Annotated in this window: 21 protein-coding genes and 1 tRNA gene; 16 read left to right on the top strand and 6 right to left on the bottom strand. The window is 47.5% G+C overall.

The window, feature by feature from the left end; translation table 11 throughout:
• Positions 1 to 147 precede the first annotated feature (147 nt).
• On the bottom strand, positions 148 to 1,506 hold the full coding sequence (locus tag EKM71_RS05555) for a gluconate:H+ symporter (protein ID WP_125573665.1): 1,359 nt from the start codon (positions 1,504 to 1,506) through the stop codon (positions 148 to 150).
• A 177-nt stretch (positions 1,507 to 1,683) separates the two neighbouring features.
• Complete coding sequence (gene gntK / locus EKM71_RS05550) at positions 1,684 to 3,234, bottom strand: gluconokinase (RefSeq protein ID WP_125573664.1); 1,551 nt, start codon at positions 3,232 to 3,234, stop codon at positions 1,684 to 1,686.
• Between the two features lie 206 nt (positions 3,235 to 3,440).
• On the opposite strand from gntK, the gene EKM71_RS05545 reads away from it, so the two are divergent.
• Positions 3,441 to 4,346, top strand: a complete 906-nt coding sequence (locus EKM71_RS05545; RefSeq protein ID WP_191986188.1) for a MurR/RpiR family transcriptional regulator — start codon at positions 3,441 to 3,443, stop codon at positions 4,344 to 4,346.
• Between the two features lie 57 nt (positions 4,347 to 4,403).
• Entirely contained in the window at positions 4,404 to 5,168 is a 765-nt protein-coding gene (locus tag EKM71_RS05540) for a GH25 family lysozyme (protein ID WP_125573752.1), read from the top strand.
• 71 nt (positions 5,169 to 5,239) lie between these two features.
• On the opposite strand, the gene EKM71_RS05535 is transcribed toward EKM71_RS05540, so the two are convergent.
• Complete coding sequence (locus EKM71_RS05535; RefSeq protein ID WP_125573663.1) at positions 5,240 to 5,611, bottom strand: DUF4828 domain-containing protein; 372 nt, start codon at positions 5,609 to 5,611, stop codon at positions 5,240 to 5,242.
• A gap of 166 nt (positions 5,612 to 5,777) precedes the next feature.
• Here EKM71_RS05535 and EKM71_RS05530 point away from each other — a divergent pair, with 166 nt between their 5' ends.
• From EKM71_RS05530 to EKM71_RS05510, 5 genes are all read left to right on the top strand, one after another.
• A complete protein-coding gene (locus EKM71_RS05530; protein ID WP_125573662.1) occupies positions 5,778 to 6,779 on the top strand; it encodes a Gfo/Idh/MocA family oxidoreductase in 1,002 nt (333 codons plus the stop codon).
• Positions 6,780 to 6,796: 17 nt separating this feature from the next.
• Positions 6,797 to 8,137 carry a DEAD/DEAH box helicase gene (locus tag EKM71_RS05525; RefSeq protein WP_125573661.1) on the top strand — a complete coding sequence of 447 codons (1,341 nt, stop codon included), beginning with the start codon at positions 6,797 to 6,799 and terminating at the stop codon, positions 8,135 to 8,137.
• Positions 8,138 to 8,192: 55 nt separating this feature from the next.
• Positions 8,193 to 8,265, top strand: a tRNA-Arg gene (locus tag EKM71_RS05520).
• A gap of 139 nt (positions 8,266 to 8,404) precedes the next feature.
• Entirely contained in the window at positions 8,405 to 8,857 is a 453-nt protein-coding gene (locus EKM71_RS05515) for a universal stress protein (protein WP_125573660.1), read from the top strand.
• Between the two features lie 156 nt (positions 8,858 to 9,013).
• On the top strand, positions 9,014 to 10,369 hold the full coding sequence (locus EKM71_RS05510; RefSeq protein ID WP_125573659.1) for a gluconate:H+ symporter: 1,356 nt from the start codon (positions 9,014 to 9,016) through the stop codon (positions 10,367 to 10,369).
• Positions 10,370 to 10,541: 172 nt separating this feature from the next.
• Here EKM71_RS05510 and EKM71_RS05505 read toward each other — a convergent pair whose 3' ends face one another.
• On the bottom strand, positions 10,542 to 11,483 hold the full coding sequence (locus EKM71_RS05505; protein ID WP_125573658.1) for a glycosyltransferase family 2 protein: 942 nt from the start codon (positions 11,481 to 11,483) through the stop codon (positions 10,542 to 10,544).
• A 264-nt stretch (positions 11,484 to 11,747) separates the two neighbouring features.
• Here EKM71_RS05505 and wecB point away from each other — a divergent pair, with 264 nt between their 5' ends.
• Genes wecB through EKM71_RS05490 form a run of 3 tightly spaced genes read left to right on the top strand, consistent with a single transcriptional unit; the run spans position 11,748 to position 14,631 of the window.
• On the top strand, positions 11,748 to 12,860 hold the full coding sequence (gene wecB, locus EKM71_RS05500) for a non-hydrolyzing UDP-N-acetylglucosamine 2-epimerase (RefSeq protein ID WP_164504736.1): 1,113 nt from the start codon (positions 11,748 to 11,750) through the stop codon (positions 12,858 to 12,860).
• Positions 12,853 to 13,704, top strand: a complete 852-nt coding sequence (locus EKM71_RS05495; protein WP_125573656.1) for a nuclease-related domain-containing protein — start codon at positions 12,853 to 12,855, stop codon at positions 13,702 to 13,704. The genes wecB and EKM71_RS05495 overlap by 8 nt, the downstream gene beginning before the upstream one ends.
• A gap of 27 nt (positions 13,705 to 13,731) precedes the next feature.
• Positions 13,732 to 14,631 (top strand): YihY/virulence factor BrkB family protein, encoded by a 900-nt coding sequence (locus EKM71_RS05490; protein WP_125573655.1) that lies wholly within the window; start codon positions 13,732 to 13,734, stop codon positions 14,629 to 14,631.
• A gap of 60 nt (positions 14,632 to 14,691) precedes the next feature.
• Here EKM71_RS05490 and EKM71_RS05485 read toward each other — a convergent pair whose 3' ends face one another.
• Complete coding sequence (locus EKM71_RS05485; RefSeq protein ID WP_125573654.1) at positions 14,692 to 15,147, bottom strand: flavodoxin; 456 nt, start codon at positions 15,145 to 15,147, stop codon at positions 14,692 to 14,694.
• A gap of 209 nt (positions 15,148 to 15,356) precedes the next feature.
• On the opposite strand from EKM71_RS05485, the gene recX reads away from it, so the two are divergent.
• The 5 genes from recX to tagD all read left to right on the top strand — a co-directional run bounded on the left by recX (position 15,357) and on the right by tagD (position 20,020).
• Positions 15,357 to 16,142 (top strand): recombination regulator RecX, encoded by a 786-nt coding sequence (recX, locus tag EKM71_RS05480; RefSeq protein ID WP_164504735.1) that lies wholly within the window; start codon positions 15,357 to 15,359, stop codon positions 16,140 to 16,142.
• A gap of 34 nt (positions 16,143 to 16,176) precedes the next feature.
• Complete coding sequence (locus EKM71_RS05475) at positions 16,177 to 17,349, top strand: serine hydrolase domain-containing protein (RefSeq protein ID WP_125573652.1); 1,173 nt, start codon at positions 16,177 to 16,179, stop codon at positions 17,347 to 17,349.
• A gap of 345 nt (positions 17,350 to 17,694) precedes the next feature.
• On the top strand, positions 17,695 to 18,246 hold the full coding sequence (gene ntdP, locus EKM71_RS05470) for a nucleoside tri-diphosphate phosphatase (protein WP_125547732.1): 552 nt from the start codon (positions 17,695 to 17,697) through the stop codon (positions 18,244 to 18,246).
• A 95-nt stretch (positions 18,247 to 18,341) separates the two neighbouring features.
• Positions 18,342 to 19,454: an AI-2E family transporter gene (locus tag EKM71_RS05465; RefSeq protein WP_125573651.1), complete on the top strand. Its 1,113-nt coding sequence runs from the start codon at positions 18,342 to 18,344 to the stop codon at positions 19,452 to 19,454.
• A gap of 149 nt (positions 19,455 to 19,603) precedes the next feature.
• Positions 19,604 to 20,020, top strand: a complete 417-nt coding sequence (gene tagD, locus EKM71_RS05460; protein WP_125573650.1) for a glycerol-3-phosphate cytidylyltransferase — start codon at positions 19,604 to 19,606, stop codon at positions 20,018 to 20,020.
• Positions 20,021 to 20,328: 308 nt separating this feature from the next.
• Here the strand turns inward: tagD and EKM71_RS05455 are convergent, their stop codons facing one another.
• Positions 20,329 to 20,883 (bottom strand): hypothetical protein, encoded by a 555-nt coding sequence (locus EKM71_RS05455; RefSeq protein ID WP_125573649.1) that lies wholly within the window; start codon positions 20,881 to 20,883, stop codon positions 20,329 to 20,331.
• 174 nt (positions 20,884 to 21,057) lie between these two features.
• Between EKM71_RS05455 and EKM71_RS05450 the strand changes: the two genes are divergently transcribed.
• A complete protein-coding gene (locus EKM71_RS05450; RefSeq protein WP_125573648.1) occupies positions 21,058 to 22,632 on the top strand; it encodes a peptide chain release factor 3 in 1,575 nt (524 codons plus the stop codon).
• The last annotated feature ends 17 nt before the right edge of the window (positions 22,633 to 22,649 follow it).

Raw genomic sequence — 22,649 nt, 5'->3', positions numbered from 1 at the left:
AACTCCTTTATACTCACGAATGACTGATTTTTACATTATAGCACGTTGACCTTTTCGTAATGGTTAAAAATGGCTGAGAGAGACGTCAATCACCATAAAAAAACACCGCTGAGATCACTCTCGGCGGTGTTTTCATTAAAATTAAGTTTAGTGGAAGGCCATATTCAAAAGCAGAACAATGACCAACCCTACCACGGCGATTACGGTTTCCAAGACGGTCCAAATACTCAAGGTTTGCTTAACAGTCAAATCGAAGTATTCGCGGAACATCCAGAACCCGGCATCGTTCACGTGAGAGGCGGCTAAGGAACCAGCACCAATGGCAAGCACCATCAGGGCAGGGTCAACACCGGCTTGAGCCATCAATGGGGCCACAATTCCGGCGGCAGTCAAGGAAGCCACGGTAGCGGATCCTAAAGCAACACGCAGAACCACAGCGACCAACCAACCTAAGACCAGTGGGGACATATTGGAGTCGATAAAGATCTTGGCAACTTCTTTACCAACACCACCGTCGATGAGGACTTGTTTGAAGGCCCCACCACCACCGATAACTAACAGCAGCATAGCAATTGACTTCACGGCATTTTCCAACGTTGCCATGATGTCGGCAGTCTTACGCTTCCGACCCCAGCCCATCGTGAACATAGCCACGATCAGCGAGATTAACATTGCAATCGCAGGATCACCAATCAAGGCCACGATTTGGTCTAACATGCTGGCGTTCTTGGCTGGTGTTGCACCGCCATCCACCGTCATCTTGTAGATAGTCGTGATGGCCATCAAGATAACAGGGAAGAGGGAAGTCAAGACAGATAGGCCGAAGCTAGGGGCTTCTGAAGGCTTGAAGGTCTTAACTTCACCTAAGGAAGAAAGGTTACCCTTCTGTTCGAAGGCTGTAGGCGCGTAACGCTGTGCGAGCTTGGTGAACAGAGGACCGGCGATGATTGCGGCAGGAATTGCGACAACCAAACCGAAGAGTAGGACTTTCCCATCATTAGCGCCTAACACAGCAGAAATAGCAACTGGTGCTGGGTGAGGTGGCAGGAATCCGTGGGTCACTGACAGAGCAGCGGCCATGGAAATCCCTAAGTAGAGAATTGGAACATCGGCTTCAACCGCGATGGCGAAGACGATAGGAATTAAGAGGACCATCCCAACTTCGAAGAAGAGGGCAATTCCTAAAATAAATGAAGCAAGCATGATAGCAAGTTGCAGACGTTTCTTACCGAAACGATCAATTAAGGTCGTGGCAATCATGTAAGCACCACCGGCGTCGGCGACTAACCGACCCAGCATAGCTCCGAAACCGAAGACTAAGGAAAGTTCACCAAGTTGGCTCCCAATCCCTGTTTCGATGGTTGCGGCGATTTTGGTTAAGTCCATCCCCAGTAGCATAGCAGTAAGGACAGAGGTCAGAATCAGGGAAACGAACGTATTGATCTTGAAACGAATAATGAGGACCAATAGAAAGATAACCCCGATGACTAAAGCTAAAAGTTCCATTTGGAAGTAAGCCCTTTCATCTAATAAATTTTGAAAGGCCGCTGTGTAAACACCGACCAATCAATATAGTAAACACATTTTACCCGACAGAATCTTTTTTGTATAGGTCAAAATTTAACAATCGATAAATTTTCGCCCCAATTCTATCGGTGTTTCAGAAAATATAAGTGGGGGCACTTATTTCTTCTCTAGATCATGAACGTGAGTCCGTTGATATTCCGCAATATTCTTGTATTCGGATTGCAACTGACGACTCAGGCGAATGTAAATTGGGACCAAGGCCCGGTAAGCATCATAGGTTTCTGGGTTAGGGTGGTGAACATTCGTGACACCCACGAAGTTCTTAACGGCTGAAAGGTCGTCAATCATTCCTAAAGCGTACATGCCTAACGTTGCGGCACCTAAGGCCGTTCCTTCAGGACTTTCTGGAATCGTGACGTCTTGTTCAAAGATGTCGGCTAACATTTGACGCCAGAGAGCAGAGCGGGCGAAACCACCGGTAGCTTGGATGCTAGATGGCTTGCCAACAACTTCTTCTAAGGCCAACATGACCGTGTAGAGGTTGTAGACAATCCCTTCCAGAGCAGCACGAACCATGTGTGCTCTGGAGTGGGTCCGCGTTAAGCCGAAGAAGGAACCACGTGCATTGGCATCCCAGATTGGTGCCCGTTCGCCACCTAAGAATGGGTGGAAGATTAGTCCGTCGGAACCGGCTGGAATCTTTGAAGCGATTTCCGTCAACAGGTCATATGAGTCGACGTGCATCTGTTCAGCCGTCAGCTTTTCTGGTGCGAAGAGTTGATCACGAACCCAACGGAAGACGATTCCCCCGTTATTGACGGGACCACCAACGACCCAATGGTCTTTGGAAAGGTAGTAACAGAAGACACGGCCCTTAGGGTCAATCTTCGGTTTGTCAGTCACAACCCGTACGGCGCCAGAAGTTCCGATAGTAACGGCAACGACACCAGGGTTAATGGCATTGACGCCGAGGTTAGCTAAGGGACCATCGGAAGCCCCCATGATAAAGGGCGTTTGAGGATCGATACCGATGACACCGGCATAGTCAGCCTTCATTCCTGTGACTTGGTCCGTGGTATCAACTAACTTCGGTAATTGATCACGTGTAATCCCAGCAACTTCTAAGGCTTGGTCGTCCCAATCCATCTTGAAGATATTGAAAAGACCCGTTGCGTTAGCAATTGAATAGTCTTCTTGCATAACGCCAAAGAGCTTGTAGAGCACGTATTCTTTGATACCGACGAACCAACGTGCTTGCTTAAAGAGATCTGGTTGTTCATGACGAAGCCAGATCAGCTTGCTCAGTGGTGTCATGGGGTGAATAGGCGTCCCAGTCTTTTCGTACAATTGTTTTCCCACACCGTTTTCACGGAGCTCATCAGCGTACTTGACTGCCCGATTATCTGCCCAAGTGATGGCACGGGTCAAAGGTTTGTGATCGCTGTCTAACAGAATTAGACTGTGCATTGCGGCGGAGAAAGAAACGCCGTGAAGTTGACCATTCTTAAGGTCTGCCTTTCGCAGAACCGTCGTTAAGCCATCAATGATCGCGGAGAAAATTTCTTCTGGGTCTTCTTCGGCCATGTCAGGCACATCCTGATAGAGGGGATAGAGGTTGTTAGAATAGCCCTGCATCTTACCCGTTGTATCATACAATACGGTCTTGACACTGGTCGTCCCAATATCGACCCCAATCATGTAGTCCATAGTGCTCGTCCTTTCGTGGTGCGATTATCGTGAAAAAAAGAAGGTCATCACCCTTGAACCTTAACGTATCTGGTCTAACAACGCAATGAATGCGCTGTGGGTAAGGTAGCGGTTACACGAACGGCCACTATCAGATGAACTCTAATTTTCTCTACCAACCACATTATATGAAAAGAAGTTTCACATTTCAAGTGAAATGCTGTAAAATGTTTACAAAAGTAAAATTTGTTTTTTCCAGAAAGGGGGCTGCGATTATCGCACGCTCAACGATTGGCAAGATTCGCGGGACTTATGATCAATTGTCCCGGACTGAAAAAAAGGTGGCACAATTAGCTTTAGATAATCCTGCAGTAGTTAGTGAAATGACCATTAAGGAGTTAGCAGCGGCGTCCAATGTTTCCACAGCGACGATCTCTCGTTTCGTCAAACGAATGGATTATGCCAACTATCGTGAATTTACGATGGCACTGGCCCACACTGCGGCCGCTATGACCCCACAACAAAGTTCTTTTCCAGAGTTAGCCGAAGGAGATTCACTGGCAACAATTGCCAACAAAACATTTCGATTTTCGGTGAACTCGTTGCGGGCGACGAATGATGCTCTAAATGAAGATGATTTAGCGCGCGCGGTATTGAAAATTATCAATGCTAAGACCCTAGCCTTCTTCGGGTTAGGGGGTTCTTCCATCGCGGCATTGGATGGTTATCACAAATTTCTTAGAACATCACTGAACGTGGTTTACCATCCAGATTACGACATTCAGTTAATGCAGGCCGCTAAGATGACCGCTGATGATTGTGCCATCGTGATTTCTCACTCTGGTAGAAATCACGAAACATTACAAATTGTGCGGGAACTCACACGTAATGGTGTGGCCATCATTGTGATTACCAGTTACAGTGGGTCCGAATTGGCGCAGGCCGCCGCTGTGACCTTCCTTTCCTTAACGGACGAAGTGAAGTATCGATCTGAGGGGATGTATTCGTTGATTTCACAATTAACGATTCTCGACAGCCTTTTTATGATGACAGTCTTGCGTATTTCTTCACGGACCCAACCTGTCTTAACACGGGTGCGCGATGTGATTGAACACACGCGAGATGAATCCTAACCAACATGGTATAATAGAGGATAAATTCTTGTTGGTGAGGAAGTGCGGTGATTGACGGTGAAACGAAGAGACTATCAACCTATTTATGACGACACTTTTCGTCACCCTCATCGACGTCGGCGACGCTGGTTAATCGTTTTATTAGTTTTAGTGATTCTCGGATCCGGGGTGTTTGGCTGGAATCAGTGGCAGCAGTATCAGCGTGAGCAATTGGCCACTTACCCAATTCGAGGCGTGACCCTGAACCAAGATAGCGGCTATGTCGATTTCCAACAGCTATCACAGAAGTCGGCGTTTGTTTACTTGCAGGCGACTTCTGGTGCGACGTATACTGATGACGATTTTAGTGATAACTATTCGCGGTGTCAGGGAGCCAATATTCAGGTTGGGGTGGCACACACGTTTAGTTTTACTTCTTCTGCGTCCCAGCAATACGCTCATTTTAAGGATACTGTTGGTCAAGATACGGGGACTTTACCGATTCGAGTATCCGTTAATTATTACGACCAATACAACAATAACAACGCCAGTATGGCAAGTCAGGGTCAGAAGCTAAAAAAACTAGTTAATTTATTCAGTAGTGGGTATCAGCAGGGTGTGATTATCTTTGCTAATCAGACGGTAATGACGCAGTTCGTGGACCCTGTACTGTCTAGCCAGGCCAAGTGGTCTGCGGGCGGAAAGCTGAAAAGCCACGGTCGCGAGGTTAAATTCATCGAGTATAACGCTGACGGGTCTCTATCTCAGAGTAATCAGAGCCAGCCAGTCTCACGTTCTGTGTTTAATGGCAGTAAGCAGGACTGGAAAACTTTTATTAAATAGAAAAAATGTCGTTAGTTCGACGGGCATATGTGCCTGGCGAATCAACGACATTTTGTTTTTTTGCATTAGATCTATTCATTTGGTTTTTGCAGTGGCTGCATCGTATAAGTACAATCGTCGGCCTCATCAAAAAATGAAATGGGTTGGCGTTCGTTGGCGTGGATGGTTAGATGATAACCGAATTTATCCTGGAAGGTGAGCTGATGTTCATCAAGGTCTTTGACACGAACCTTAAGGGGATGATTATCGATCTGCACGTCAAGATTAGGACTGATTTCCAACCGGTGGTGGCGATGATTGTGGGGATCAACAAACTGCCACGTTCCGACATAAAATAGTGGTGATTCACTCGGCTGGTTCTTTTTCTTGCGGTGTAATGAAAAGCCACCAGTCAAACCAGCCACAAGTGAAACGCCGAAAAGTGCGATATCCCGACCTTTCACCAGTAATCCCTCCCTTGATTAAGTAATTAACTTCAATATAACATTTTTATCGGGAAAACTCGTCATAATTCCCTTGGATTTTAAGAAAATTAATGATGACGCTATGCTTGCCTTGCTGTGACTGTTAAAATGAAGCTAATTAGAACTTATCTTGGGAGGTAACGATATGATTCGATTAGGAACGGTTGGAACGAATTGGATTACGCAACAGTTAGTTGAGGCGGCTGAAGCGAGCCAACAATATGAGCTAGCCGGGATTTATTCGCGGGAGGTCGCAACAGCCAAAGCCTTCGGAGAACGGAACCATGCGCAGGTTAATTACACGGATTACACTCAGATGTTGGCGCAAGCTGGCTTAGACGTGGTGTACATTGCCTCACCGAACAGTTTGCATTTTGCCCAAGCCCTTGAAGCCATTAAACATGATATCTCACTTATCGTCGAGAAGCCTGCCTTCAGTAATCGGCGTGAGATGATAGCGATTCAGGCGGCCTTGGCACAACATCCCAAGGTGAAGTTTTTCGAAGCTGCACGGCATGTTCACACGCCTAACTTCCACCAGATCGAACGGGCCATGGCGGGATTACCTACAATTCAAGGGGCTAACCTGACCTACATGAAGTATTCGTCACGATACGACCAAGTGTTGGCTGGTGGCCGGCCTAATGTCTTCACCCCAGAATTTTCTGGTGGGGCCCTTCAGGATCTTGGTGTCTATCCGGTTTACCTGGCGGTGGCTTTGTTCGGCCAACCGGAGACGGTCTCGTACTTTCCAACGATGATTGCCACCGGTGCGGATGGCAAAGGGCTTGCAGTATTGCGCTATGCGGACTTCGACGTTGCTGTGAACTTTGGGAAGACCAGTAATTCAACAGCTGAGTCCGAGATCTATGGGTTGAAGGACACAATTGCTATGGACAGCGCGGGTGAATTGACGCATGTCGTATTCCGTGATGCCACTGGTCAGGAACAAAATCTTAGTGAACCGGCGCTGTCAAACCCAATGATTCCAGAAATGGAGGACTTTGCGCGAGTCTTACAGGACCCCGATGCCCCACAGAATGTGGCCGATTATCGTCGTTGGCTCAAATGGAGTCTGACCGTGAACCAAGTACTATTTGATCTCCGAGTAGCGGGGAATCTCCGTTTTCCAGCTGACCAAAACTAAGAAAAAGAGGATACGATATGTTAAAACAATTTGAGGCCCATTTTAAGGACCTAGGTTACACCGAACCAACTGCGATCCAAACGGCGGTCTATGACACCATGGTTGGCGACCATAACGTCCTAGGCCTGGCACCAACAGGGTCCGGGAAGACCGTGGCCTTCACCTTACCGGCCTTAGCCAACTTGCTTCCTGGGGATGGTATTCAGCTTATTGTGCTGGAACCTTCTCAAGAACTTGCTATTCAGACGAGTCGGGTCATGCGTGACTGGGCCAAGCTCCTGGATTTGAAAGTTGTTGCCTTAACCGGGGGGGCCAACGTGAAGCGCCAGACGGAGCGTCTGAAGAAGCGTCCCGAAGTGATCGTTGGAACGCCAGGTCGGGTACTCAACCTGGTCAGTGACCGCAAGCTTAAGCTTCACTTAGTAAGCCTGATGATTGTTGATGAAGCTGATGATCTTCTAACAGGGGACACTTTAGACACGGTTAGAGCGATTGCTCAGGCCGCACCGGCTGACGTGCAACTCGGTTTCTTCTCCGCGACCGATACGCCAATTCTTCACGAATTGGACAAGTGGTTCGGTCAGGATGTTGAGCGAATTGACGTCCGGGCCGAAGACCAGACCCAAGGGACCGTGCGCCATGGGCTCTTGCAGGTCGGAATGGGCAAGCGTGATCAGATGTTAAAGCGCCTCTTGTCGATGCCTAATTTCCGGGCGTTGGTGTTTTTTAAGCAGACTAATGCTTTGCAACACACAGCTTCACGGTTCTATCATGATCACATCTCGGCGACTAGTCTGACCAGTGATTTGCGTCAGGTTCAACGGGAAAAGGCCTTACAGGACTTCCGTCTGGGCAGAACGCGATTGCTGTTGACGACCGATGTTGCGGCACGGGGGTTAGACATCCCCAAGCTACCAGCTGTCATTAACTATGACTTGCCACAATCAATTAATGAGTATGTGCACCGAGCCGGCCGAACGGGTCGGATGGGTGAACCTGGTCAAGTGATCAGTCTGGGTGATGACCACGACTTGCGCGACTTAAAGAAGCTCCTCAAAGAGACTGATTATGATCTTGTTCCCGTTTATTTCGGGAATCGTCGTTTGACTACTGAGCGTCCGGTTGCCCCTAAGGTGCCAGCAAGTGCTGCACCGACCGCGAAACAAGCTGCGACGCCACAAGCTAAGGCTCCTGGTCATGTCGCTGCTAAGGCAGCGGTCGCCACGACTACGACACCCAAGGCGTCGACTAAGGCGCCAGCTGCTCCAGGTCAAAAGAAAAAAAAGCATAAGAATCGGCATACCAAGAACAAGGGCATGCGGAAAAAGTGGCGTGACCGCGACGCTGAACAACAATAGTTAGCCTTTACAATTGAAAAGATCCGTGTAAGAATAAATCATGGATCTGTTTTATGGCCCCATAGCACAACTGGATAGGGCACTCGCCTCCTAAGCGAATGATCCCGGTTCGAGCCCGGGTGGGGTCAATCAGCGACTCAAAAGACCGATGCCCAGGTGCATCGGTCTTTTGTTACGAAAAAAGTGACGGTTTCACGCGAAAATTTCGCGTCTGGAACCGTTTTCTACTATAATGAAAGTATGTTAAGCCAAGAGGAGGCAGTTTCGATGGAAAATACAGAGTCAATGAACCCCAAAAAGTTCACACGCATTCTAGTCGGGGTGGATGACTCCCCGGATGCACAGTTGGCCTTTCGATACGCCATGAACCGGGCTAAATTTGATGGTGCGGAACTAATCATTTGTTCCGTGTTGGAATCCGATAATATGAATATCTATCAAGCCTTGAGTAAGGATTATGTTCACGGACAGCGGACCGAACTTCAGGCACATTTGCAAAAATATCAGGATCTGGCCGAACGGTTTGGAATCAGCAAGGTACGCTACGTTATTGGCGAGGGCGATCCAGGTGAGACCATTGTGAAAAATATTATTCCGGATGTTAAGCCGGACCTACTGGTCGTAGGCTCACTTTCTCAGAAGGGCGTCCGCAAGTATTTCGGGAGCCAGGCTGCCTACATGGCAAAATATTCTCCCATCTCAGTGATGATCGTTCGTTAGCGGATTAACACCGTTTCTTAGCTCTCAAATGAAAATAAGATACAGGCAAGCCCTTGCAAACCGTAACTTTTTTTCATACAATGTACTCTATGCATAATAGGATCAGACTACGGCAGGTTTGATTCTCAGAATTTGGCATAGAAAAGAGAGAGAATAATGCAGTTCGTCATTTTGTTTTTGGGGATTCTCCTATTACTCTTCCTGATTATTCGAGTAAAGTTGAATACTTTTGTTTCGCTGATCGCAACGTCAATCCTTGTTGCATTGGGGCTGGGAATGAACCCAGCTAACATCGCTGACTCCATCAAGAACGGTATTGGGAGCTCCATGGGCGAGCTGATCATCGTTTTTGGTTTTGGGGCTATGATTGGTCGGTTGGTTTCGGATTCCGGGGGATCTTACCGGATTGCGCGAACCCTGATCAATGTTTTTGGGAAGAAACGATTGCAGGTCGCCATTGTGGTGGCATCCTTCCTGATTGGGATTTCCTTACTGTTTGAAGTCGGATTAGTTCTGGTTACGCCAATCGTGTTCGCCGTAGCCTTAGAGGCTGAAGTCCCTTTCCTATACTTAGGAATTTCGATGGCAGCGGCTTTGTCCGCTACGCAAGGCTTCTTACCGCCACAGCCCTCACCAACGGCGGTGGCTACGGCTTTAGGCGCCAACGTGGGTGAAATGCTCTTAGTTGGGATTATCGTGGCCATACCTTGTGTGATTGTCGCTGGGCCTATCTGGACGCGCGTTATTCGTCGGTTCAATCCGGACTTATTTGTGATCAAGAAGTCTTTACCTGCTTTTGGTGAGGTGAAGGAATTTGATCTTGACGAGACGCCTAGCTTTGGCTTAGCTGTACTTACATCACTGTTCCCAGTCGTCTTCATGGCTCTGGCGACTATTTATCAAATGACGGTCGATGGGGGCGCCGCACCGAAACATCCACAAGGGTTGGATGCGGTGGTCTCCATGTTAGGGAACCCCGTCATCGCGATGGTGATTGCTTTACTCTTTGCGATCTGGTCAATGGGTTTTCATCGTGGCCGGAACATGAAAGAAATCAGCGCCACGTTAGAAGACGCGATCAAGTCAATTGCGATGTTATTGATGGTGATTGCTGGGGGCTCTGCGTTTAAGCAGGTCCTGATTGATGGTGGGGTCGGGAAGGCTGTGCAAGAATTAATGATGCATTCCAAGTTCTCGCCAATCCTGTTGGCCTGGTTGATTACGGTTATCCTGCGGGTATCGTTGGGTTCTGCGACGGTCTCCGGAATGACAGCGGCTGGATTGGTCACGCCGTTGATGCATACGCTTAACGCAGATCCAGTCATGATTGCCTTGGCTATTGGTGCCGGGTCATTAGCTGCCTCTCACGTGAATGATGCGGGCTTCTGGATGTTTTCAGAATACTTTGACTTGAGTGTTAAGCAAACCTTCCAAGTTTGGACGACCCTCGAAACAGTTATTTCGGTTGTCGGCTTGTTAATGGTTCTTTTAATGAATACAATTATGAATTAGTCAGAAAAGGCGATCAGGACACTTGTCCTGATCGCCTTTTAGTTTTGAGCGTGTTTTACCAAAGCGCACAAAAAAGCAGTCAATTCCGATTAACCTCACTAGTCAACTCATTTCCAATCAGTGGAATCCAGTTCGTGACGTTAAGGGCTATCAACTGCTTTCTCACTTTTTCTTACTTTTCTTCCCGAATAATGTACATCGGGCGGTGCTTTGTTTCGAGGTAAATCTTACTGATGTACTGTCCAAGAATTCCCAGACAGAACAATTGAATCCCCCCAATGGCGAGTAGAATCACCACAAGGGATGGCCAGCCGGCGACCGATCCTCCGACGGTCAGGGCTCGAATAATCACGAAGATTAAACCGAGAATTGAGAGCAGAAAGGAGAGACTGCCGACCCAAGTAGCGAGACGCAACGGTGCATTGGAGAAATCAATGATGCCTTCAATAGAGTAGGCAAACAATTGGCGTAAGTTCCAATGGGTTGTGCCGACCGCTCGGGGCTGGCTTTCATAAGTCAGATACGTGGTCTTATAGCCGACCCAACTGAAGATCCCCTTGGAGAACCGGTTGAATTCGGGCAATGATAACACAGTATCTACAAATTGGCGGGTCATCAATCGGTAATCACGAGCGTTTGGCTCGATCCGCACGTCAGATAACCAGTTAATGACACGGTAGAAGCTGCTGGAAAGAAACGCACGTAGCTTACTTTGACCACGACGTTCCTTTTGAATCGTTCCCACACAATCATATCCCCGATTTTCAATGAGGTCGACCATTTTCGGCAACAGCTCCGGTGGATCTTGTAAATCAACGTCCATGACGGCAACCATGTCGCCTGTCGTGGCTTGGAGGCCCGCGGCCAACGCTGATTCCTTACCAAAGTTTCTGGAGAATGACCGAAAGTGGACAGTCTCTGGATGTTCTTCGTGTAAGGCTTTCATTTCATCTAAGGTGTGGTCGCTTGACCCATCGTCCACAAAAATATACTCCGGCGTTACCGTTGGAGTAGGGGTATTCATAGACGTGATCACCTTGCTAACGGTTCGGTAAAATAATGGTATAGACTCCTCCTCGTTATAGCAAGGAACGACCAGACTTAATTTCTTCATCACAGACATTCCTTTCACACAACGCTATCATCTTACCTCAAATATAGGAGGCTTGCCATTAAAATTTGTTTACGAGTGGGTCATTTTTTAATGACTAGCCCAACTTATCGCAGATGAATGCGGTTTCGTCATAAAAGATTCCACTTGCAACGAATAATTTCAGAATAAAAACGGAGTTTATAACATGGGGGCGTGGGTTCTGCTATAATTGACGATAATACACGTGACTTTGGAGGTATTGCAGTGACGAAACCAATTAAAGTAATGACAATTTTTGGAACTCGACCGGAAGCCATCAAGATGGCCCCGATTATCTTGGCCATGCAGCAACGGCCAGACGCGTTCACCCCAATCACGGTGGTAACCGCCCAACACCGAGAGATGCTTGATCAAGTGTTAGCGATCTTCAAGATTACCCCGGACTATGATTTGAATATTATGCGCCCACAGCAAACTTTAAGTGGGATCACGACCCGTGTCTTGAATCAACTCGATGATGTCCTTACGGAGGCAAAGCCAGACGTTGTGTTGGTCCACGGAGACACGACCACAACCTTCGCTGCCAGTGTGAGTGCTTTTTATCACCAGACGTTGTTAGGTCACGTGGAGGCGGGATTACGGACCTGGGATAAGTATTCGCCTTATCCTGAAGAAATGAACCGTCAATTGACCGATATTCTCAGCGATCTGTACTTTGCGCCGACGACACTTTCCAAGGCTAACCTGTTAAAGCAGGCGCATCCAGCAGATCAGATTTACATTACTGGAAACACGGCAATCGATGCCTTAAAACAAACGGTTGATCCGGACTACCACCATGCGGTTTTAGACCAAGTGACAGCGGGGCATCGGATGATTCTCTTGACCATGCATCGTCGTGAAAACCAAGGAGCCCCGATGCATGCCGTCTTTAAAGCCGTGCGTCGTGAGGTTGAAGCCCATCCTGACGTGGAAGTCGTCTATCCGGTTCACTTGAGTCCTGTCGTCCAGCAGGCGGCTCATGAGGAACTAGACGGGATGGATCGCATTCACCTGATTGATCCCCTAGATGTCGTGGATTTCCACAATCTGGCAGCCAGGAGTTTCTTTATCATGACAGATTCTGGCGGGGTACAAGAAGAGGCGCCATCGTTAAATAAGCCCGTTCTGGTACTTCGCGATACCACGGAACGACCAGAAGGGGTTGAGAACGGTACCCTTGAATTGGTGGGAACTGATCCCAAGCGTGTGACTGCAGCGATGGAACAATTATTGACAGACAAACAGGCCTACCAGCGGATGGCGACTGCCGAGAATCCCTATGGGGATGGGCACGCCTCCGAACGAATTTTGAACGCAATTGAAACCAAAATTAATGGGGGCAATCTAAATGGCTGAGACGGCATATGACCGAGCCGAGATTAAAACGACTGAACAGTTGTCAGAAATTATGCGTGACCTGCATCAAAAGGCCTTGAAGCATAATGAACGATTTGATTATAAGATTCTACGCAATGTCCACTTTGCCAACAAGGTCAAGAATCCTGTGACTCAGGAGATGAACGAAGGAGATTCTTGGCGAGTCATGCAAATTGATAACCTGCTAGTGACTTCCTTTGGCGTGATTAACGTGGAGAGTAAGTATTGGCGGGGGATGATTTTCCATGATCTATCCGAAGAGATCTTTTCCACGAGTCTCGATGACTTTTCCGCGGTGAATCTGACCGGCAAGGAAAAGAAGACCCCTAAGGCGTTAATGAACCGCCTTGATCGCTTCTTTCTGCCGAATTTGTCGGAGGAAAATGAATCTCTGACTCAAGGATATACGATGAGTCTCGAACAGGAAGGTCGTGGGCAACGGTCAATTACGTTGCATACCGGGATCAGTAATCCAGCGACTCAGGCTGAACTTTCGTCCAAATTGCTGGTACGTTATATCAATAGTGAAATTACCATGCACCGGCAATTAGAGAATAAGAATGACCGAATTATCGACTTTGTTAAACCGATGGTGTACTACAATTACTATGACCGTTATGATCGGATTAACTCGATGGTTGTCGGTAACAAGACCAAATTAAACCCGAATGACGCTTATAATTGTACTGCCGTGGCTAACTATGATGATCTCGCTACCTTTATTGAGGCCTTTCGTCAGGCCAAGCGCGTGCGCTTTAGCCGCAAGACGCTAGAAAAGATGATTGGGACATTGAAGTTTGCGGAGGATTACGGGTCATTCTAATCGACTACGAAAGGAGACGTGACACCTGTGACTAAACAGTGGCGCGCGCGGCTGGCACCGGTCGGCCGATTCATTCAAACCATTGGTAAACGATACCAGATGGCAAACGTCTCCGATTCTGCGGTGGTGTTGGCTTATTATACCTTGTTGTCCCTCTTTCCAGCCTTGCTAGTCGTTGCTAGTATTTTGCCATATCTACACATTGAGACCACTGCCGTGATGGAGAGCATTGAACCAATCGTTCCGGAGAACATCTATACCATGTTGGAACCCATCATCCACTCCTTTTTGAATAATCGGAGTGGGAGTGTGCTGTCGATCGGGGTTATCGTCTCGATCTGGTCTTCTTCGCGGGCCGTCGCTGCTTTTCAACGGACGGTCAATGGTGCCTATGGCGTGGCCAAAAAACAAAATGCGATCGTTAACCGGGTTGGGGCTTTCTTTTGGATGGTCGCTTTGATCGCATTACTGTTCATTCTGATGCTCTTCTTTAGTTTTGGACAAGTGGCTGTTGAACAACTTACACCATTGCTACATTTGCCAACTCAAGTACTCACCTATGTGAATGCGGCGAAGTGGCCGTTAACCTTCGGGGTCACGTTTTTCGTATTGATGATCCTCTTCTATTTTGTCCCGAGTGTTAAGTTGAAGTGGCGTTATGTGTGGCCAGGGGCACTCATTGCAACAGTGGGATGGTTACTTTTATCACAGGCCTTTTCACTGTATGTGAAGTACTTTGTGCATAACATCGACAGCTATAAAACGATTGGAACCTTTATTGTCTTGATGTTTTGGCTCGATTTTACTGGGATGATCTTGATGTTTGGGGCGGTGTTAAATGCTTCGATTCAGGAGCTCCTGGTGGGGGATTTTGAGGAGCAGACGGTTTTGCCCAATATCTTGAAGTATCGGATTAAGAAAAAATAAAAGACACCAGGGGTCTGGGGAAATCGTCCCGGACCTTTGATGTCTGATGGCTGACTCAGATTAATCTGAGTGTTGTGCAGTTGTCACAAGTTGTGCGGCGAAGGCGTCAAGCCGGTTGATGTCATCCTGATCAGGTTCCAGGTCGATTTTAACATTGGGGGCACCCTGACGTGCGCCACTCTGCTTGAAGGCGGCTGCAAACCGGTCCACGGCGACATTGAAATCGTCGCCGTAGAAGGTGTCACCAGAACCCGCGACCCCGAACACTTGATGGCTAAGGTCGATCTGAGGGAGATCTTCGAAGAAGTCGAGACCTTCTTCGGGGAGAGCTCCGCCGTCGTAGGTGTAGGCGCAGACCACACAAATATTGGCTTCCTTGAATTCGGTAGCATCCGTCTGGGAGATTTCGGTCTCTTGAACTTGACAGCCCTGAGCCTCTAGGCCCTCGGTGATGATATCGGCAACGTCTTGATTGTTGCCGGTGATGGTGGCGAAAACAACGTGAGCGGTTAACATAATGGCACTCCTTTCAGTAAAGCTTAATTGTCGTTAATTATAGCAGGCTAGTGGCGAAGCGGCCACACTCATTTCACCAGGGAACCATGTATGGGCGGAAAAGCTGATTGACTAACTAATCCACTACTGTGCGTGCCTCGTTGAATTTAGAACTGGTAAAATAATCATAAGTCAAAGATGAGGAAGTGATCGAAGTGGCCGAAATTACCATGATTGAAGCTCAAAAACGTTCAGGACGCTATAATATTTATGTTGATGGCCATTACGCCTTCCCGATTAGTGAAAGCGTCCTGGTGGATTTTCGTCTATACAAAGGCATGGTGATCGATAAGGAGCTCGAGGAACAACTGACGTCGGCCGACGATGTTGCCAAGGCTTATAACAAAGCTTTGGATTATCTGTCACATCAGTTACGGACGGAGAAGGAAGTGCGCGACAAGTTAGTGGACCTTGAGATTCCACCAGAAACGATCGATCAGACGGTCCAAAAATTACAAGAGTTTACGTTAGTTGACGATGCCCATTATGCGGCCAGTTACGTGCGAACCATCATGAATACCAGTGATAAGGGCCCTCGGGTGATTCGACAACATTTACGTCAGAAGGGTGTCGATGAGCAGCCTATTGATGAGGCTTTGAAACAGTATCCAGTGGCAGAACAGATGACCGTGGGGACGGCCGTTGCGAAGAAACTTGCCAAGCGATATCAACATCAGTCGACGCGTAACCAGCTACAGAAGGTGCGTCAAGGACTCATGAGTCGTGGATTTGGTGGGGATGAGATTAATGGGATGCTGGATGGCCTGGATCTCACCCCAGATGAGGATGAACAGCGCGCACTCCTGGCGAAGCAGGGTGAGAAGCTGTGGCACCGTTATCGGGCGCTGAGTCACTCGGAGCGACAGTATAAGACGAAACAAGCTTTGTATCGTAAGGGATTTAAGCTCGATGAGATCAGTGCTTGGCTGGCAGATTTAGGGGAATCGACAGACTAGTCATAACGCTTTAAAAGTGTAAGGGGGAGTAACTATGAATTCAAAGGTAGTAGGGGCAGTTTTAGCCTTAGGGACTGTCTTAGGTCTCGGTGGTGGTCTGGCTTGGTGGTTTAATGGTCAGACGCAACAGACCAAGGCCGAACCAAAGGTTTCAAGTAGTTCGATCGTTCGACAGGTTAAACCAAAGAAGAAGGCGCCGGCCAAAAAGCGCAAGCTGGCACCTGCGGCAACGACACGACAAATTGATGCCGTCTTACAAGCCAATCGTTTTGTGGGAACGGCCTTAGTTGTGCATCACGGCCAAACCATTTATCAGCAAGGCTGGGGTTACGCTGATGCAGCGAACCGGCAAAAGAATCATGTGAACAGTGTCTATCAATTAGCATCGATTCAGAAGTCTTTTACGGCAGGATTGTTAATGAAGTTGGTCGGGGAAAATAAGGTGGCACTCAGTGATCCGTTGTCCAAGTATTATCCACAAATTGCCGGCAGTAATCAGATTACACTTCGTGAGATGCTGGATATGAAGAGTGGGCTCGTTCTGACGGCCTTTCCCAATTCGATTAGGACTGAACAACAGATGATCAAGTTTATTCTAAACAACGTCATCAGTCAGCCCACTAAGATCGGACGGTGGCACTATTCACCCGTGAACTTCATGCTGCTAGCCGGGATTATTCAAAAGGTTTCTGGTGAGAGTTATCAGGATTACTTCACGCAGAATATTATTGATGCTGGGAACCTACAACATTCTGGATTTGTCTTCGACATGGCGAACCGATCGGATTACTCGCAGGGGTACACGAATTCCAAGACTGGGAGCGTGCTGCCGACTTATGATACCGAATATGGGGAGTCGAAACTTTCAATGCTCTATCAATTTGGGACAGGGCAGGTCTACATGTCCGTTAACGATCTCTTCCAAGCAGAGCGTAACATGTTATTGGGAAAGGTCTATCCACAAAAGGATGTTAACGTGCTTTTGGTTCCTGGATCGGCGTCGATGTATGGTGGGGGACTCTATGTGTACCCGACTTACGTCAGAGGTCACGGGTTAGCCTATGGATATGAGGCAACCTTCCTGTTGAGTAAGGATGGACAAGATGGTGTGGTTTTACTCAGTAACTACTACCGGGCCAACCAGTTGTCCCAGACGGCTGCTATTCAACTCTGGAACCTTTTAGAAGGCGGCAACTTGGGTAAATGATGAGAATATAGCTTCTGAAAAGGGGATGACCACGGTTGTCTCCTTTTTAATGCAGATGACGGTTGTCTGGCGTCATTCACATCGGCAAATTGGTTAAAATATTAAAAAATTATGGACAGTGGAAATAATGACCGGAACCGATGGAAGTGTGAGTATTGGGTTAAAGGTCCTTAGGTGGTCTCATTTTTACCTTAGCATGTCTTTCTGATAAGGGGGCCAAGATTATCGGGCCAAGGTATTTTGTCCAATGAATCCGGCACGAGCTATTCAATAATACCGGTTAATCTGGTATAATATTGAATGAATTTTTATAGTTACCCGTTACTTAGAAAGTAGGGTTTAGACATGACGCGCGAAGCTAGAGGGCCTAAGGAAGGCGACTTCATTACGATCAAAAGCTACAAGCACGACGGAAGTTTGCATCGAACTTGGCGCGACACTATGGTACTCAAAACAAGCGAGAATGCGCTCATCGGCGTCAATGACCACACGTTGGTCACTGAAGACGACGGGCGGCGGTGGGTGACTCGTGAGCCCGCTATCGTTTATTTTCACAAGCATTACTGGTTTAACATTGTTGCCATGATTCGGGATAATGGGGTGTCTTATTATTGTAATTTGGCCTCTCCCTATGTCTTAGATAAGGAAGCTCTCAAATATATTGATTATGATCTTGACGTGAAGGTTTTTCCAGACGGTGAAAAGCGGCTATTAGACGTGGATGAGTATCAGGATTTCAGTCAGCGTTGGCATTATGGTGCCGAGACGGACCGTATTCTGAAGGCCAATGTCTTGACGTTAGTTGACTGGATTAACAATCATAAGGGGCCCTTCTCTAAAGCCTATGTCGATCTGTGGTATCAACGGTATCAAGAACTGTCACGTCGTCCCAAGTAGAGGGCGATGTTCGACCTGTAAGAGTTGTCTTCCGTACCATCTGGAGCAAGTCCATTCGTGGCTCGCTCCTTTTTTTAAAAGAAAGGAACTTGTCCATGAAATGGCTTGCGAATTCCCGACTCATGTTTTGGTCGTTAGAGCTCCTGATTGTGGCGGCACTAATCTGGGTCTGTACTCAGATTAGTTTTCTCTTTTCGCCCATTGGGATCTTCCTATCAACGATCTTTGTGCCGCTTTTGTTGTCCGGAGTGTTATTCTATCTTTTGAATCCACTCGTCCGTGTTCTAGAGAAGATTCAGTGGCGGCGATTCCATCTGAATCGTACAGGAGCCGTCAGCGTCGTTTTTTTGCTACTGGTTGCCGTCTTAGTGACCGGAGGCATGTGGCTGATTCCACGGTTGGCGACCCAGATTACGACGCTCATCGGGAGTATTCCAGACTTCGCTCAGTCAAGCGAGGCCGTTTTAAGAAAATGGACGCAACAGCCCTGGTTAAAAAATATTGATTTCTCGAAATATCTGACGCAATTACAGGCGGCCTTGTCCAAATACGCTCAGAGCCTTGTGAGTGGGGTTACCAGCGGAATTGGTCAGGTAATTGGCACAGTTACCACGGTGACCGTAACGGCGGTTACCGTGCCTGTCATGCTGTTTTATATGCTAAAGGATGGCGAGAAATTTCTGCCGGCGATTCAGAAGTGGCTGCCAGCCAAGCACGGTGAACAGACCACGGAGTTACTGAGTCGGATGAATACGACCATTGCCAAATACGTGGGTGGTCAGATTATTGAATGTCTCTTCGTGGGCATCTTCACCGCAATTGGTTATATGTTGGTGGGGGAGAAATATGCGTTACTCCTCGGACTTTTTGCCGGAATTTGTAACCTAATCCCTTATGTTGGGCCATATATCGGGATTTTGCCAGCACTGATTGTGGCGTTTGCGACGAGTACCAATTTGATTATCTATGTGATAATCGTGGTGGTTGTGGTGCAACAGATCGATGGTAACTTTGTTTATCCGAATATTATCGGGAAAAGTTTGCAGATTCATCCGTTGACGATTATTATTATCTTATTAGCCGCAGGCAATATTGCCGGGCTATTCGGGATGATTCTAGCGATTCCGTTCTACGCGGTCGTCAAGACGGTGGTGACCTATGTCTACAGCATTTGGCAGTTGGAACACGCCGAGCAAAAATCGTTGTGAAATATTAAAACTTCGCAACAAAGTCCTCGTAGAGCGGTTTTCAAGTTGACGTGACCGCTCAATATGCTAGTATTTAGATTGTTATTGGATTTTTAAGACGCCTCCTGGAACCGCCAGGGGAAATTAACCAGATAAGTAGGAGAACCGACATGAAAAAAGTAATTACGTATGGGACGTTTGATTTATTGCATAAAGGGCACGTTCGTTTATTGAAGCGCGCTAAGGCACTGGGTGACGACTTGACGGTTTGTGTTTCTTCCGATGAATTCAACGCGGAAAAAGGCAAGCGGGCGTATACTTCTTATGAAGATCGGAAGTACATTTTGGAATCCATCAAGTACGTCGACCACGTCATTCCTGAAACCACTTGGGACCAAAAGATTAAAGACGTTCAAGAAAACAATATTGATATTTTTGTCATGGGTGATGACTGGAAGGGGAAGTTTGACTTCTTGAAAGACTACTGTGAAGTCGTTTACTTGCCACGAACGGAAGGAATCTCCACGACTAAAATCAAACATGATCTTGGCCTTACCGATGAAGAAGAATGGAAGGCTGAAGAATAGGTTCACCAATCCTTAGTCGTAGACTAAGGATTTTTGTATCATGAGGTTAAACTCAAAAGAGTTGCGTATGCAGTAGAGTGGTGTCTTGGCGGTAAAATGCGCCCTATTTACAATGGGGAGTGTCTGCCGATAAGGGTTGTGGTGGATGAGACTTATCTACCGGGGATCAATAGAAAGCTACATTTGCGCCAGCTGAAGTGCTACCGGCATTTTTGTGGCATTGAAAGGTCCGCCACAATGGATTGAAAAATGGCGTAAATCAAAACAAGGGGTCAGGACGTTATCTCATCCTGACCCCTTGTTTTGATTTAATGATTAACTTTGGTAGCCTGCTGGTAGGCATAGCGACTCAAGCGTTGTGCCTGTTGTGGCTGGTGCACCACCTGTTTGAAATAGCGTGTGAGGATCCGCTGATAGGCGGCCTTTACCCGAGTGATTCGGGGATGCCGATGCTGTATTAATTCGGTTTGAGCCGTCTGGGCATCCTGCCGAGAAGCTGCTGGTTGGGCCATGTGTTTAACCAGATAAGTTACATTTTTACTAGCTTTCTTGGCGGATGGGCTCACTGGTTGGTTAGCCGCTTGGCTACTGGCCAGTGAAACCTGCATATTACTGGTAAGACTGGTAATTTCATAATAGTCATCCTTTTTAACACGTGTTTGGTCGTAGGTCTTGAACAACAGAACGTTGAGCAGACTGGCAATGATTACAATTCCCACACCGCTGATAATGACTGCCATGGCGGGGCGCAGAGGTCGGTGGCGCTGCTTAGTCACAACGAGACCGATAATTCCTCCTAACGCGATGACCGCGCCTAGGCAGAAGATAATTTCGATGATGAGGGCTTCCGTACTCGCCGACATAATTTCACCCGATTCTAAATAAGTTCATTCTTTAATGATACCACGAAATAGGGTGGTGTGATCCAGAAATGCCGGGCATCATGTATTGTGGCTCTAGATGTGTTAAAATTATAACGTTGTGTAAATCTAAAAATTCAAATAATCTAAATTCAAAAAAATTTGCGAGGAAAAACTATGAGCGAAAAAACATTAGCATCAGCTGTCGATAAACGACGGACTTTTGCCATTATCTCCCACCCCGATGCCGGGAAGACGACGATTACTGAACAGCTGCTGTTGTTCGGGGGCGTGGTGCGTGAAGCTGGGACTGTCAAGGCACGGAAGAGTGGTAACTTCGCCAAGTCTGACTGGATGGAGATCGAACAAAAGCGTGGGATCTCTGTGACGAGTTCTGTGATGCAGTTCGATTATCAGGGCAAACGGATCAACATTTTGGATACCCCTGGGCACGAAGACTTCTCAGAAGATACGTATCGAACGTTAATGGCCGTGGATTCCGCGGTCATGGTTATTGACTCCGCTAAGGGGATTGAACCCCAAACCAAGAAGCTGTTCCAGATCTGTAAGATGCGGGGAATTCCAATCTTCACATTTATGAACAAGCTTGACCGGGATGGCCGTGAGCCAATGGATTTGATTGCCGAATTGGAAGACGTCCTCGGTATCGAAGGCTATCCGATGAACTGGCCAATTGGGATGGGTAAGGAGTTGAAGGGGCTGTATGACCGCTACCACCAACGCGTGGCTTTGTACCGGTCATCCGGTGACACACAATACCTGCCACTCAATGAGGACGGAGAATTGGCAAATGACAATGACTTGGAGGACGATGGCTTGTACCAAGAGGCCCGCGATAACATGTTGTTGATTGAGGAAGCCGGTAACCAGTTCGACGCTGACAAGATTGCCAGTGGGGACCAAACACCCGTCTTCTTTGGGTCCGCCCTGGCCAACTTCGGGGTCAAGACCTTTCTGGAAACGTATCTGGAATACGCACCTAAGCCGGCAAGTCATCATACGCAAGAGGACCAGGACATTGAACCCACTGATGATGAATTCTCTGGATTTGTCTTTAAGATTCAAGCCAACATGAACCCCAAACATCGGGACCGGATTGCATTTGTTCGGGTCTGCTCCGGTGAATTTGACCGGGGAATGGATGTTATTCAGGAGCGGACGGGTAAGAAGCTTCGGTTGTCCAATGTGACTGAGTTCATGGCTGACACGCGTGAGAACGTCGAAAAGGCGGTGGCTGGTGACATCATTGGGCTATACGATACCGGTAACTTTCAGATTGGGGACAGTATCTACACTGGAAAACAAACGATAAAGTTTGAAAAATTGCCACAATTTACGCCAGAACTGTTCGTACGAGTTGCAGCTAAGAATGTTATGAAGCAAAAATCATTCCACAAGGGAATTAATCAATTGGTTCAAGAAGGGGCTGTACAGCTTTACACCTCGTATTCAACCGGTGATTATATTCTGGGTGCTGTGGGTCAACTTCAATTCGAAGTGTTCCAATTCCGGATGCAAAACGAATACAATTCGGAAGTTATTATGGAACCAATGGGGAAGAAAACAGCTCGGTGGATCAATCCTGATCAACTGGACGAACGGATGTCTTCATCACGGAATTTGTTGGTTAAGGATAGCCAGGGAGAGCCATTGTTCCTCTTTGAAAATCGTTTCGCTGAACGGTGGTTTAAGGACAAGTATCCTGACGTTGAGTTGACGGCTAAGCTCTAATCTAAATGTGAACAGGA

The sequence above is a fragment of the Levilactobacillus huananensis genome (assembly GCF_003946145.1).
Taxonomy (GTDB): Bacteria; Bacillota; Bacilli; order Lactobacillales; family Lactobacillaceae; genus Levilactobacillus; species Levilactobacillus huananensis.
Note: the sequence above shows the minus strand (reverse complement) of the source record. Positions and strands in the feature narration are given on the sequence as shown.